Origin of the sequence: Luteibacter sp. (genome assembly GCF_036500425.1) — a bacterium.
Classification (GTDB): Bacteria; Pseudomonadota; Gammaproteobacteria; order Xanthomonadales; family Rhodanobacteraceae; genus Luteibacter.
Map to the genome: position 1 here is coordinate 51,685 of NZ_DASYCB010000020.1, position 13,775 is coordinate 65,459.

At 62.7% G+C, this 13,775-nt stretch carries 10 protein-coding genes and 1 pseudogene; 5 read left to right on the top strand and 6 right to left on the bottom strand.

Features of this window, described 5'->3' with window-relative positions; translation table 11 throughout:
* From VGN46_RS04485 to VGN46_RS04495, 3 genes are all read right to left on the bottom strand, one after another.
* Positions 1-1,491: a hypothetical protein gene (locus VGN46_RS04485; protein WP_331641062.1), complete on the bottom strand. Its 1,491-nt coding sequence runs from the start codon at positions 1,489-1,491 to the stop codon at positions 1-3.
* A 146-nt stretch (positions 1,492-1,637) separates the two neighbouring features.
* Entirely contained in the window at positions 1,638-2,372 is a 735-nt protein-coding gene (locus VGN46_RS04490; protein WP_331641064.1) for an SDR family oxidoreductase, read from the bottom strand.
* A gap of 98 nt (positions 2,373-2,470) precedes the next feature.
* Positions 2,471-2,875, bottom strand: a complete 405-nt coding sequence (locus tag VGN46_RS04495) for a cupin domain-containing protein (protein ID WP_331641066.1) — start codon at positions 2,873-2,875, stop codon at positions 2,471-2,473.
* Between the two features lie 296 nt (positions 2,876-3,171).
* On the opposite strand from VGN46_RS04495, the gene VGN46_RS04500 reads away from it, so the two are divergent.
* Positions 3,172-3,891, top strand: coding sequence for a hypothetical protein (locus VGN46_RS04500; RefSeq protein WP_331641068.1), 720 nt, complete (start codon positions 3,172-3,174; stop codon positions 3,889-3,891).
* Positions 3,892-3,931: 40 nt separating this feature from the next.
* Here the strand turns inward: VGN46_RS04500 and VGN46_RS04505 are convergent, their stop codons facing one another.
* A complete protein-coding gene (locus VGN46_RS04505; RefSeq protein ID WP_331641070.1) occupies positions 3,932-4,930 on the bottom strand; it encodes a zinc-dependent alcohol dehydrogenase family protein in 999 nt (332 codons plus the stop codon).
* A gap of 113 nt (positions 4,931-5,043) precedes the next feature.
* Between VGN46_RS04505 and VGN46_RS04510 the strand changes: the two genes are divergently transcribed.
* Positions 5,044-5,880 carry a LysR family transcriptional regulator gene (locus VGN46_RS04510; protein WP_331641072.1) on the top strand — a complete coding sequence of 279 codons (837 nt, stop codon included), beginning with the start codon at positions 5,044-5,046 and terminating at the stop codon, positions 5,878-5,880.
* 9 nt (positions 5,881-5,889) lie between these two features.
* On the opposite strand, the gene VGN46_RS04515 is transcribed toward VGN46_RS04510, so the two are convergent.
* Positions 5,890-6,807, bottom strand: coding sequence for an NADP-dependent oxidoreductase (locus tag VGN46_RS04515; RefSeq protein WP_331641074.1), 918 nt, complete (start codon positions 6,805-6,807; stop codon positions 5,890-5,892).
* A gap of 276 nt (positions 6,808-7,083) precedes the next feature.
* Here VGN46_RS04515 and VGN46_RS04520 point away from each other — a divergent pair, with 276 nt between their 5' ends.
* Positions 7,084-7,530, top strand: coding sequence for a DUF3788 domain-containing protein (locus tag VGN46_RS04520; RefSeq protein WP_331641076.1), 447 nt, complete (start codon positions 7,084-7,086; stop codon positions 7,528-7,530).
* 232 nt (positions 7,531-7,762) lie between these two features.
* A complete protein-coding gene (locus VGN46_RS20320; protein ID WP_414675217.1) occupies positions 7,763-8,068 on the top strand; it encodes a DUF6968 family protein in 306 nt (101 codons plus the stop codon).
* A gap of 272 nt (positions 8,069-8,340) precedes the next feature.
* Here VGN46_RS20320 and VGN46_RS04525 read toward each other — a convergent pair whose 3' ends face one another.
* Positions 8,341-9,405 carry a PA0069 family radical SAM protein gene (locus VGN46_RS04525; RefSeq protein ID WP_331641078.1) on the bottom strand — a complete coding sequence of 355 codons (1,065 nt, stop codon included), beginning with the start codon at positions 9,403-9,405 and terminating at the stop codon, positions 8,341-8,343.
* A gap of 387 nt (positions 9,406-9,792) precedes the next feature.
* On the opposite strand from VGN46_RS04525, the pseudogene VGN46_RS04530 reads away from it, so the two are divergent.
* Positions 9,793-13,512: pseudogene (locus tag VGN46_RS04530) on the top strand (autotransporter-associated beta strand repeat-containing protein); the annotation flags it as partial.
* Between the last annotated feature and the right edge of the window lie 263 nt (positions 13,513-13,775).

Here is a 13,775-nt window from a genome sequence, read left to right on the forward strand (position 1 = left end):
CTAGAGCCGGGTGAGCGGCACGTCGCCGACCAATGCGTAGTTATGCATGGGACGAAGCGTGCCATCGCTGGCTGTGTACAGATCGATATCACCGGCCGAATCGCGGATGTTGCTGCGCGGGCCGGCCATGCGACCGGCGAGGGCTGCCGGCTCGTTGCGGTCGCCCCAGCCGAGGCTGAGCCTGGTGGCGGCGACGGGTAGCGGGACCTTGAGGGTAAGCCGCAGGATATCGCCGGCAATCACGTCGATCGCGGCGATGAGGTTATCGTCCGTCGCGCTGGCAGGCACCACTGCATGGTTCGCATCGCGCACATCAAGGCCGGCATTGCGGGTTGCCGCGACCCATGATGTGTCCAGCACCAGGCCTCCGGCGGGCACGTTGAACGCGATGTAGATGGTGCGGGGGCCCACCACCATGGCCGACACCATATCCAGCGCGGGATGGCGCATCGGCACGCCGCCCTGGCGATCCTGGATCAGCTGGTAGATCGCACGCGCGAAGTAACGACCCTGCCAGCGGTGGCATTCGTTGGTCAGGTGCAGCATCGGTTGCTTGAGCGCGGATTCGTCGGCGTAGTCGAACAGGTACTGCGGATTGACCATGCGCATATAAGCGCTGGCGAGGCACGCGTCGCGCTGCGCGAGTGCGATGAAGGGATTGCAGAATGCGAGGTTGGTGCTGCCGTAGCTGTTGTGGCTGCACACCTGGGCGACTAGCCACAGGGGTCGCCACGCCTGTTCGGGCACGAGCACCTGGCAGAGCTTCAACCAGTGCGCGCGTTCGAGCGCGGTGAGTTTCTTGGCGTAGGTCGCACGGGTTTCGGTGAGCCCGGTGGAGTCGGCCTCGCCTTGTTGCCAGGTCGTGGCGAGCCAGGCCATGTTTCCGCCCGTGACCGCGGCTTCCGCACGCATCTGCGTGATCATGGATTGCAGGCGCAGCTGGCTGTTCTTCCAGCCCTGGTAGCCGCCGAGGTTGCTGTCCTCAAGGAAACTGGCGAAATACCCGATCGGCCGACCGCCCTCCGCACTGGAGAACGCGCTGTACTGGCTGAACTGCGCCGTGAATGGGATACCGGTGAGTACCTGGGTGTACTCCACGAGGCCGTCGGCGCAACCGTTCGTACCGACTTCTCCCCCCGTTCCACTGCCGCTGTCGTATTCCACCAGGGGCGTGAAGCCGGTCATCGCGGCAGGATTGACGCCGGGGCGCACGCCGCCGTTGAACGTCACGTTGGCGTAGATCTGCTGCAAGGTCAGGGCCGGTCGCCCGCCGGTACCCACCGCGTTCGATTGCCCGTGGAACATGATCAGCTCACGCCTGGCACGCGTGATGACATCGGTGGTGGGAAGCTCCGCCGCATGGGCGGTTTCGCTGAAAAGAGCCGTGAGGCCTGTCGCGCCTAGAGTGCTAGCGAGGCCGATACCGCCGACGGCGGCAAGGCTTTGTCGCAGGAAATCACGACGCGGTACGGAAGGGTCGTCCTCGTTCATCGTGGCGCCTCGCTGGAGGAGGGGGTTGGCGCTGCCACGTGATGTTAGAGAACTTGCAGGCATGAAGATGATGCGCGGGCGGTGATTGCCGCCTTCGCGCATCGGTTCAATTTTGCGTCGGAAAGTTGTTCCCGAAGCGTGATGACTTACCAGGGGAGTTCTTTACCGAGGTACGTGAACGTGCCATTCGGGCCGTTCGCATCGAGCAGCGCCATCTGCACACTCGACTTTGCACCGGTTGGCACATCGATCTCGCCGTGGCCGCCGTTCATGTCGGTCTGCACATATCCCGGATGGATCGCATTGACCTTGACCGGGGTGTCCTTGAGTTCATAAGCCAGCTCCACGGTCCACGCATTCACGGCGCTCTTGGATACGTTGTAAGCCGGTATCTTGAACCCATAGATCGACGAGCTCGGGTCGTTGTGCAGGGTCAATGAGCCAAGCTGGCTGGACACATTGACGATACGGCCGGCCGGCGAGGCCTTGATCAGCGGCAGGAAGGCCTTGGTCACTTCGACCACGGCGAACACGTTGGTATCGAAGGTATCGCGCCAGACCTGGAGCGACTGCTCCGACGGCTTCTTGTCCAAGGCATCAAGCAGGATGCCTGCGTTGTTCACCAGGATATCGAGGCGACCGTACTCGTCGGTGACATGCTTGACGGCGGCAACGATCGAACCCGCATCGGCGACATCAAGGATGATCGGATCGACCGGCAGGCCCTCGTCGCTGAGCTGCTTGGCGGCAGCCTTGGTGCGCGCTTCGTCGCGGCCGGCGAGCAGGGTGCGGACGCCGGTTTCGGCGATCTGGCGGACCGTCTCCAGGCCAATACCACGGGTCGCGCCCGTGACGAGTGCAATCTTCTGGGAATCATTCATTGCCGTGGAACTCCTGCGGTGGGGCCATGGGTTGGGGTTATTTCCATCGACCTATGGGCGCAGGGGGCGCTATGCAACGGGGGTCCGGAAGTCCGTTGTCACTTGACCCATTCGGTTAGCGGCTTACCTTTCCGCACCACGTACGTGCCAAGTTCAGCCGCGTTGTCCGTGCCCACGTTCTTCGCGCTGTGCACGGCTCCGGCCGGTACGAAGAGCACATCACCCGCCTTTAGCGTGGCTGGGGGGCGGCCTTCCACGCGATATTCGATCGTGCCTTCGATCACATAGATGATCTCTTCGCCGGGATGGCGGTGATTCGGTGCGGTCTTGCCTGGCTGGAAGTCCACGCGGACCTGGTATTCCTCCCAGCCGGGGATGCTCAGGTCGTGCTGGGACAGTTGCTTTCGGCTGGTTCCGGTCAGGTCCTGGGCGAGAACAGCGGCAGGGGTGCCCATCGCGGCAATGGCGAGCGACAACAGGGCTCCAGGGAGAAAGGTCTTCATATACGGGTCCTCATGGCGGCAGTCACGATCATTGCGGAGCGAGGCTGTGGATTATTGTGCTCAAGGCACGCCAGTTGTCCGGGTCGGGCCAAGGCAACGGGAGTACCGCCGGCCATTCGGTCCTATTGCGCGGTGTGGGCGGGCGGTAGACCATGCGCCGACCGGCATGGGAATACCGGCACACGGGGAAAGGGGGCCATATGTCAGTACAGGGGATGGACGACGATCGGGTCGTGCGGCGGTCTTTGTCGCGCCGGGAAAGCCCGGGGTCTCGGTTTCGCTGGATCGCGCTGGCGGTGGCGACGCCTGTTTGCCTGCTCATCGGTTACGGCGTGCTGACGAACTACGAGCAAGGCCAGGCAGATCGCGAACGCGTTCACAGTGCCGTCGCGCAGTTCCAGCAGGTGCCCACCGGCATGCCGGCGCAACGTCCGAGCGAGGACGGCATGCTGCAGGTCGTATACGAGTTGCGGGTGAACACCGCGCAGGTCGCGACGCAGCTTTACAACCACCGTGTCGCCCTGGCGAAGTTGAAAATGGAGACAGTGCTCTGGCCGATGAACCTGATTTCCGCCGCGGACATCGCGAATGGCCGGCAACGCGTTGCCGCCGCGACGAGGGAACAGCGCGACATGCGCGGCGACGTGCGTGCCTATATGGCTGCGGACGGTCGCGCGTTCGATCATCTCGATGCCGCTGGCCAGGCCACCGCACACAACGCCTTCGATCCGTTCGCCAGCCGCGTCTACAGCGCGCTGGATGACTACATCGCTGTCGAAGGTGAGATTTATTCCAAGACCTCTGGCGTGCTCGATTTTGCTGAAGCACACCTTGGGCAGGTCTCCGAGGTGGCCGGGCACCTGGAAATGCCCGCGCCGTTGCTCAGCGAATACACACGCATGAACACGGAGATTGCTTTGCTTGGTACGCGAGAACGTGAGGTCCGCTACCGGTTGGAACAACTCCAGGCCGAGGCGAGGGCCGATCTCAACCATTGGGAGGTTGAGACTCGCTGAGGTTGTCAGCGAGCGTTGCCGTAAGCGTCGGGTCTGAGGATCATGCGACCGTAACGACGACCTTACCGCCCGCACGGCCGCTTTCGACCAGATCGAGTGCGGCGTTGCCATCAGCCAGGGCGAAGCGTTGCGCCGACAACACCGGGCGCAGCTTTCCTGCATCAGCTAGCTTCGTGGCTTCGGCCATGATCGCACCGTGGTGTTCGCGGCCTTTGCCCGTGAGCAGCGGCATCAGGGTGAAGACACCGGAATACGTCGCGGCGCGGAACGACAGCGGCGCCAGCGCGTGCGTGCCCCAGCCAAGGCTGCTGACCACATGACCGCCGTAGCGCCTGGCTGCGACGAATGCGGCGTCGAGCGTCGCACCGCCCAGCGTGTCGTACACCACGTCGAAGCCTTCACCGCCGGTGTGAGCATCGACGACTTCGTTGATTGGCGTATCGCGATCGACCCACGTGGCGCCGAGGCTTTCGATGATGTCCTTCTGCGCCTGGCTGCCAGTGGCAAAAGCACGCGCACCTCGTGCGACGGCGAGCTGTACCGCCATGCTGCCCACGCCACCCGCGCCGGCGATCACGAGGACGGATTGGCCGGCATGCACGTTGGCGCGATCGACCAGGCCTTCCCAGGCGGTGATGAAGACCAGGGGCAACGCCGCCGCATCGATCAACGGCATCGTGGAGGGCGCATGGGCGAGAAGGCGGGCATCGACGGCGGCGTATTCGGCGAGCGAGCCCTGCACGCCGGCCACGCCCCCGGTCATGCCGTACACCGCATCGCCGGGGGTGAAGCCCTCAACGCCGAGACCCATGGCTTCGACGTGACCCGCCATGTCGATCCCCAGGATCGACGGGGCCGGCTGGCGGGCATGGGCGCCTTGGCCCGCGCGTATCTTCCCGTCTAGAGGATTGAGGCCAGCGGCAGTGATTCGGACCAGCACCTGGCCTGGACCAGCGACGGGCCGTTCCACCGTCACACGATTCATCGGCTGGCCGGCGGTATCAAGGCGCAGGGCGGACATCATGGCAGGGGTGTTCATGGGCATGCTCCGTGGGCAGCGGCGCCGCCCGATGACGCTAAGTTAGGCCATGCCCTGGAGCATGGGAACGCCATAAATTGCACGCATGCCATGCATAAATGCATGATGCGCCCATGGAATGGAGCGATCTCAAGATTTTCCTGGCCGTGGCTCGCGGGGGCACCCTCGGCGCCGCCGCGCGCGACCTTGGTCAGACCCAGCCGACGATGGGCCGCCGGATCCGCGCGCTTGAGGACGCCTTGGGCACGGCATTGTTCCAGCGTACGAGCGAGGGGTTCGTCCTCACGGATGAGGGCGCCGCTGTCCTGGCCCACGCCGAACGTATCGAAGCGGAAGCGCTGGGCATTGCGCGTGCAGCAAGCGGACAAGTCGGTGCACTCGAAGGTGTACTGCGCGTGTCGTCGTCGGACTGGTTCGGCGCGCATGTACTCACGCGCGCCATCGCGGCGTTAGGCGTACGGCACCCGGGCGTTGTCATCGAACTCATCACCGATGCGCGTCTCCTGAGCCTCGCCCGCCGCGAAGCCGACCTGGTCTTTCGCATCACACCCTTCGAAGAACCTGACATCGCGCAACGACGCCTGATGACGATGCCCTATGCGGCCTACCTGGCGGAGGGCCAGACGTCGCTCGACCGCGTGGTAACGATGGATACGGCTTTCGGTGGCATGCCCGACGTTGCGTGGTTACGACAGCGGCTGCCAGACGCCAGGGTTGCCTTCCGTAGTAACAGCCGTGAAGCGCAGGCACGTGCTTGTGCAGAGGGGATGGGTATTGCCGTGTTGCCATGCCCACTCGGGGACGCGACGCGCGGTATCGCACGGATCGATCTTGGTGAGCCGCCACCTGAGCGTGATGTGTGGCTCGGCTATCACCGCGATCTGCGCCATTTGCCGCGACTGCGTGCCTTTGTCGACGAAGTACTTGCGCTCGTTACCGGGGCAGCCTAGAGCGGTCCATCACGGAACGACACGGATGACGGTCTTTCCCTTGGGGCGCTCGGCGGCATTGAATGTGGCGATCGCATCGTCAAGAGACGCGACGCGCCCGATATTCATACGCAGGCGTCCATCGCGCACTCGCTTGACGATCTCACTCAGTTGGGTGCAGTTCGCCTCGACAACGAAGTCGATGGTCCGGCCGTTGGACGGCTGGGCCGCGATCGGCCCGGCGGCGGTTACCAGGGTTCCTCCCGATCGGATGATCCCCACGGAGCGCGCCGCAATATCACCTCCAAGGACGTCGAAAACCAGGTCAACACGACTTATTTCCTCGAGTGTGTCGCTGTCGAGGTCAAGGTACTCCTGCGCACCGAATTCAAGCGCTGCCTGGCGACCTGAAGCGCGTCCGGTACCGATCACATAGGCTCCGGCCTCGCGCGCGAGTTGCGTTGCCATGGAGCCAACCACACCGGCTGCGCCATGCACAAGGACCGTTTGCCCTGCGCGAACACGACCGTGCTCGAATAATCCCTGCCATGCGGTAAGGCCAGACATAACGAGGGCGGAACCCGTGGTAAAGTCGACATCACCCGGAAGCGGCACGAGATTGCGTGCTTCGACGGCGATGTATTCCGCTAGCGTTCCATCGCGATACCAGTCTGTAAGGCCAAACACTCTCTGCCCGATCGATACGCCCGTCGTCCCGTAGCCAAGATCCGTAACGATGCCGGCCAGCTCGTGACCAGGGATAGACGGGACTCGAGACCGTCCGGCGCGATCGGTCCAGGTCGGGGGCCACGTCAGCTCATCGGCAGTGAAGCCCGACGCGTGAACCTGCACGATGACGTCGTTAATCGCTGCCTGCGGCTGCGGACGGTCCACCAACGTCATTCCGGCCGTTCCGGCCGCCTGGTCTGTTACCACGAGTGCTTTCATTTGATGCACCTCTCGATTCACCGACCCGGGCATCGGCATCAAGCATGCCGGCGGCGATGATGACCTCTCCGTTGACACAGAGTCCTAGGCCACATCATGCGCCACCGCAGGTCTATTAATAAGGACCAGAATGTAATTTTTTCGATGGTATTAGATCGGCGAGAAGATGCGGTGTTTGGTACATCGAACGTTGTCGTTCTTGGTACTTTTTTTGCGGACCTTGGCTGGTGGAAGATCACCCGTTATTACCGTTGCTTGAACTGCCAGGAGAGTCCCATGGAACCATCATTCCAAATCGGTGACAGAATCTCCGATAAATCAGCCTCTCCCGACGAAAGCGCCGTTCATCAGTGGCTCGGTTCAAAAGCGTTTGCGCATTGGGAAGCATTGCGAAAGTGGATAGACGCGAACTATCCGGGCGTCTTTTCGCCAGAATGGCTCTATGGTGGCAAGAAGCGCGGTTGGTCCTTGCGGTACAAGAAGACCAAGGCGTTCTGCACACTGCTGCCAGAATACAAACAGCTGTCGGTGCTGGTGGTCTTCGGTGCGGCAGAACGAGCGAAGTTCGAGGAGAGGCGTTACACCTGGCGTGACACCTTGGTCGAGCAATACGACGCCGCACCGAGTTATCCCGATGGCAAGTGGCTGACCATGACCCTTTCTTCGGTGGCGGATCGTCGTGACGTGATGGAGCTTTTGGCCATGAAGCGTCCTCCGAACTGAAATCTATCGCTTGCTCTTGAAGTCGACGTATGGCTTGAGGAAGAGCTGAGCAGACAGATTCCCCGGCTGGTGACTTGGTTGAGCGTGCCTCATCCCGATCCCCGATCACAGCCCGAGCCAGCTGCGCCTCCTCGCCGCCCATTGTATGTGCCACCATTGGTACCCGCCCCAATGCCATTGCCTGCACTCACCCCGATAGTCGAACCGATCCTTGTTCCGCTGTAGAGGCTTTATGACCGAAACGTTAAACAAACCGACGATCACCTTCGAGTTCGCGAATGCCTTGGGAGCGGATGTACACCTGAAGATCGGCACACCCATTTGCGTTGGGGACGATGAATGGCGCTGTCCCTTCATGTTTACTGGCGTAAGCAACTCGAGGGTTCGGTGGACAACAGGAGCTAGCGCCGCTCAGGCCCTTGAACTTTCCCTGCGCGTGGCGAGCGATGTTTTCTCCACGCTTGAAGAGGTCGCAAACGGCGCCGTCACCTGGCTCGACGGGAGCTCGTTCGAGCTAATGCGCAGATCTGACGCGTAGGGCCGCCGGTTCAAGCGTTCGGCTTTCGCCTACGGGGCGCCGTTTGGCAGGACGCGCCTTGGGCACTGCTGTAACAAAACTCGCCGAGTACGTCTCTAAATCGCGATCGAAGTGTTCAAGGTCGCTATTGTGCGCACGGAAACACGTCCAGAGCGAAGTGTGTCATCGCTGGAGCTACCCCATCGTGACTTTTTCGCACCATGATCGTTCATCCAACAACTGAACACGAGACGGAATAACCCCAAGTAGCTCCAGTTGCGGACTCGACGTTACTAGAACAGCTCCCCCTGCGGCGAATGCACCCGAGGTGCCACGAACTTCGACGTATCCAACACCGTATCCCAGGCCCGGTGCAGCCCCGCCTTTCGCGAAGCCACCTGCGCCCGCTTCCGAATGATGTCCGCAAAGATCCTCTGCCCGCGCATCCGCGTGGCGAAGTTACTGTCGTAGTCCTTCCCACCATTCATCTGCTGGATGAGGCTGATGATGTGCGACGCCTTATCGGGATAGTGCACGTCGAGCCATTCGCGAAAGAGCTGCTTCAGTTCGTGCGGTAAACGGATACACGTGTAGCCAATCGAATTCGCACCATTGGCGGCAGCACGTTCGATAATCCCTTCCACATCCTTCTCGTTCAACGCCGGAATGATCGGCGCGACCAGCACCCCCACGGGAACGCCCGCGTCGCGCAACGCCTTCACCGCCTGCAGCCTGCGATGCGGTGCCGACGCACGCGGCTCGAGCTTCGAAGCAAGCTTGTTGTCCAGCGAGTTGATCGAGATAAACACCTGCACCAGGTTGCGCTCGGCCATCGGCGCGAGGATGTCGATATCCCGTTCGATCAACGCGTTCTTGGTAACGATGGTGCACGGGTGGTTGCACTCGTTGAGTAGCGCCAGCGCCGCGCGGGTAAGGCGCCACTGCTTCTCGATCGGCTGGTAGGGATCGGTGTTGCTCCCGATGTTGATCGGCTTGCAGGTGTAGTTCTTCTTGGCCAGTTCATCGCGGAGGATCTCGGCGAGGTTGGTCTTGGCGAAGAGCTTCGTCTCGAAGTCCAGGCCGGCCGAGAGGTTGAGGTAGCCGTGCGAGGGGCGGGCGTAGCAGTAGATGCACCCGTGCTCGCAACCCCGGTAAGGATTGATCGCCTGATCAAACCCTACATCAGGCGAGTCATTTCGTGACACGACGCTGCGGGCGACTTCCTGACTCACGGAGGTCGCTGGGCGGCGATCATCTTCCTCGCGGTACCAGCCATCGTCTTCAGTCTGGTACCGGGTCGACTCGAACCGGCCCTCCGGGTTGGAAGCGGCGCCACGGCCCTTATGCGGGCGGATCATAGAAATCGGCTGCGTCATTGTACAAATGTACAACATACCGATCTCACGACACGCGATCCAAAGCCAGGGCTTCAGTGTTCTCGCTTCGAGTCCAATACCGTCTGTTGGCATTCCCTATGGCTGAGATTTGGCCATTTCTTCATGTTGTGCCGAAAATTCATAACCGGTTTCGGTCATCACGAATGTGAACCACGTCACATTTGGCCGTCGATCGTCACCCGTCACCAGACCGATCCCTGCCTAAGCAGCTGTAACACAGTCTTCACATCTCATGGCACGGCTCTTGCTGATACGCCCTCGCTCCTGCCCCGGGCAGCTGCCATCGATCAGGGAGGACCAGAGCGATCGGCAGGGGGGCGCCTACCATTGACAGGACTTCGTACACTCATGAATAGAATTTTTCGCATCGTCTGGAACAAGACGATCGGTCAGCTCGTCGTCGTTTCCGAGAACAGCCGTTCCGCAGGTAAGGGCGGCCGCTCCGCCGCCGGTGGTTCGGTCGCGTCGGCGCTGTTGAAGCGCGCCGCGCTCGGTACCGCTATCGCGATCTGCGGTGTGCCCTTCGCGAGCGCACATACGATTTCCGTCGGCTACACGAACAGCGGTAGCGGCAACCTCACGTTCTGGTATGGCACCTACCACGATCCGTCGGAAGCCAGCACGTTCGAAGGCCAGTTCAAGCTCATGGGCCCGAATGGCTACGAGGAGCTGGTGAATTTCTCCGAGTACGCGACCTCGCAGCCGACCGGGCTCGAAGACGGCGTCAACAACTTCTACGCCGCCGCGTCGACGGGCACCACGCTCACACCGACCAACCAGACGGGCAACGGCCCGGTGCGCACCTGGGAGGGCGTTTCGTTCGCGGGCCTGGTTCCGGGGACCTACACGTATATGTACGTCCCCATCGCGAACCCCTCGCAGGCGTGGAGCCCCTGGGCACCCGTGTTGTCGAACACGCTGATCATCACCGGCGCCGACCTGAACGGCTTTCCGATGGAAAACGGCCAGACCTACACCGAGCTCGACCCGCAGCTCAACGACCCGAATTCGATCCTGTTCAATGACGGCATCTTCAAGCCGACCACCGATGTCACCAAGGGCCAGGACGTTACCGTCCGCAGCGGCGGCGGCACGGTCGATACCACGAACGGCGATGTCACCTTCACCGGCGGCGTCGACGGCAACGGCACGCTGACCAAGACCGGTGAAGGCACGCTCGTCCTCACTGGGCCAAGCACCTACACGGGCGGCACCGTCGTCAACGAAGGCACGCTGCAGGGCGATACCACCAGCCTGCAGGGCCAGATCACCAACGACGGTACCGTGGCATTCGTCCAACCGACTGACGGCACCTTTGACGGCACGATCAGCGGCACTGGCGATGTGGTGAAGGACGGTAGCGGCAAGCTGACGATCGACCAGGCCAACACCTACACCGGCACGACTTCCATTGATGACGGCACGCTTGCGCTGGACGGCAACGGCAGCATCGGCACCGGCGCCATCGTCGTCAGCGGCGGCGGTACGCTCGATACGACGGACGCAAACCATGCGACGACCGGCACCGGCCTCGCGGGTACCGGCCACGTAGAGCTCGGCGCGAACGACCTCAACCTGACCGATTCGAGCCAGTCCTTCGGCGGTACGATCAGCGGCACCAGCGGCCTGAACGTGACGGGCGGCACGCAGGCATTGACGGGCAGCAGCACCTACAGCGGCGGCACGTCCGTCAGCAACGGCGCGACCGTATCCATCACCAACGGTGTTGCGCTGGGCACAGGCGACGTGTCGCTCAACGATGGCACGTTGAATGTCGCCAACAGCATCACGTTGGACAACAACATCGACGTGACCGGCCAGGGCACCATGGACGTCAACGCAGGCCGTGGCCTCACGAACGTCGGCACGGTCAGTGGCACCGGTGATTTCATCAAGTCGGGCGATGGCCTGATGACCCAGGACGGCGTGCTGTCCCAGGCAGGCAAAACTATCGTCAATGGCGGCACCCTGGTGCTGGACGCGACTAACACCTACACGGGCGGCACCGTACTCAACGGCGGCCTGCTCCAGATCGCGAATGACGGCAATCTCGGCGATGCCTCCAGCGACCTGACGCTTAACGGTGGCACGTTGCTCACCACCGGCGCTATCGATACCTCGCGCGACGTGCACCTTGGCAATGCAGGTGGCACCATCGCGACGCTGGGTGATCCGCTCACCTTCGAGAACACGATCGATGGCGCGGGCAAGCTGAACGTTGAACAGGGCACCGTGGTGCTCAAGGGCAACAACAGCTACGACGGCGGCACGATCATCGGCGGCACGGTTCAGATCGCCGACGACAGCAACCTCGGTGCTGCGTCGGGCGGCATCACACTCGATGGCGGCACGCTGGTGACCACCGGTAACATCCAGTCGGCCCGCGACATCACGGTGACGGCGAACAACGGCGAGCTCGACACCCAGGCCAACACGGCGTTCGCGACCAGCGGCGGTGTGTCGGGCGATGGCACCATCATCAAGAATGGCGCGGGTTCCGCGCAGATCGATGGCAACGCAAACCAGCTCGGCGGCGTCACCGTCAACCAGGGCACGCTCGTGCTCAACGGTGACAACGGCTATCTCGGTACCACCATCGTCAACAGCGGTTCGACCCTGCAGGTGAACAGTGAGAAGGCACTCGGCTCCACGTCCGGCAATGGCCTGATCCTGTCGAACGGCACGCTCGCCACCACCGGCGATGTCGATACCCAGAAGAGCATCTTCATCAACACCAGCGCCACGCTCGATGTCGGCACCGGCACGACGATGACCAGCGGCGGCACGATCGCCGGCGCGGGCGCGCTCGTGAAGTCCGGCAGCGGCACGCTGGTGCTCGACCATGCCAACCAGTACGCCGGCGACACCTACATCGAAAATGGCACGCTGCAGATCGCCAACGACGCGAACCTTGGTTCCGGTGCAAACGTGATCTTCGACGGTGGCCTGCTGCACACCACCGGTAATGTCGAGTCCTCGCGCAACCTCGTCGCCAACAACGGCAACGCCTTCGTCGCCTCCGACGCGGGCACGCACATGACCACCACCGGCACGGTGACCGGCAACGGCGCCCTTGCGCAGGTCGGTCCGGGCACGCTGGAAGTGGGTGGCATCGTGTCGAACACAGGTGGCGTCGGCGTACTCGATGGCACCCTGGTGCTTACGGGTAACAACACGTACACCGGCGGCACGCACATTTATAACGGCACCGTGCAGGTCGCTTCGGACGCGAACCTCGGTAACGCCGCCGGCGGCATCGACATCAACAGTGGTACGCTGCACACCACCGCCAGCTTCGATACCGCGCGTGACATCACGCTGGGCGGTACCGGTACGTTCCATACCGATGCAGGCACCAAGCTCACCGCGACCGGCACGGTCAGCGGCATCTCGGGCCTGGTGAAGAACGGTGAAGGCACGCTTGAGATCGACGGCGTGGCCTCGCACAGCGGTGGCACCACCGTGAACGATGGCACGCTGATCCTGGGCGGCAATAACACCTACACCGGCGGCAACGTGATCAATGGTGGCACCCTCCAGGTGTCGTCCGACGCGAACCTCGGCGCGGCGGCGAACAACGTTGCGATCAACGGCGGCAACCTCACCGTCACCCAGACGATGACGACCGATCGCGAGCTCATCATCGGGTCGAAGGGTGCCAGCATCACGACGCTCAGCGGCGTCACGCTGAACCAGCAGGGCGACATGAGCGGCACCGGTGGTCTGGTCAAGCTCGGTGGCGGCACGCTCGTTGTCAGCGGCAACAATTCGTTCACGGGTGGCACGCTCATCCAGGGCGGTGTGATCCGTATCGATTCCGGCTCGTCGCTCGGTACCGGCCAGATCCTGCTGAAGGGCGGCATGCTGCAGACCGTCGCCACGCTTGGTACGGGCCAGCAGGTCATCATCAGCGGCAACTCCGGCGTAAACGTCGACACCGGCACGACCACGGTGCTCTCGGGCAACCTCACCGCCGCCGCGGGCGATGCCTGCTTCGTGAAGTCGGGTGAGGGCAAGCTGAGCCTTACCGGTTCGGCCAACCTCGGTAGCGGCACCTGCGTGCAGGGCGGCATCCTCAGCGCCAACGGCAACCTCACCAGCTCGTATGTGCAGGTGGACACGGCCGGTACACTCCGCGGCACCGGCCTGATCAACGGCCCGGTGAATGTTACAGGCCGCCTTGCGGCGGGTAATTCGCCGGGTACGCTGACTGTCGCGGGCACGGTGACCATGCAGGCGGGCGCCACGCTCCAGGTCGATATCGATGGTCAGGGCACGGGGAACGGCGCGGGTAACTACTCGCGCGTGCTGGTCACGGGTGCGGGCAACCA

Coding starts and splice junctions, on each gene's coding strand:
- VGN46_RS04485 (WP_331641062.1), bottom strand. CDS start 1,491: ATGAACGAGGACGACCCTTCCGTACCGCGTCGTGATTTCCTGCGACAA.
- VGN46_RS04490 (WP_331641064.1), bottom strand. CDS start 2,372: ATGAATGATTCCCAGAAGATTGCACTCGTCACGGGCGCGACCCGTGGT.
- VGN46_RS04495 (WP_331641066.1), bottom strand. CDS start 2,875: ATGAAGACCTTTCTCCCTGGAGCCCTGTTGTCGCTCGCCATTGCCGCG.
- VGN46_RS04505 (WP_331641070.1), bottom strand. CDS start 4,930: ATGAACACCCCTGCCATGATGTCCGCCCTGCGCCTTGATACCGCCGGC.
- VGN46_RS04510 (WP_331641072.1), top strand. CDS start 5,044: ATGGAATGGAGCGATCTCAAGATTTTCCTGGCCGTGGCTCGCGGGGGC.
- VGN46_RS04515 (WP_331641074.1), bottom strand. CDS start 6,807: ATGAAAGCACTCGTGGTAACAGACCAGGCGGCCGGAACGGCCGGAATG.
- VGN46_RS04520 (WP_331641076.1), top strand. CDS start 7,084: ATGGAACCATCATTCCAAATCGGTGACAGAATCTCCGATAAATCAGCC.
- VGN46_RS20320 (WP_414675217.1), top strand. CDS start 7,763: ATGACCGAAACGTTAAACAAACCGACGATCACCTTCGAGTTCGCGAAT.
- VGN46_RS04525 (WP_331641078.1), bottom strand. CDS start 9,405: ATGATCCGCCCGCATAAGGGCCGTGGCGCCGCTTCCAACCCGGAGGGC.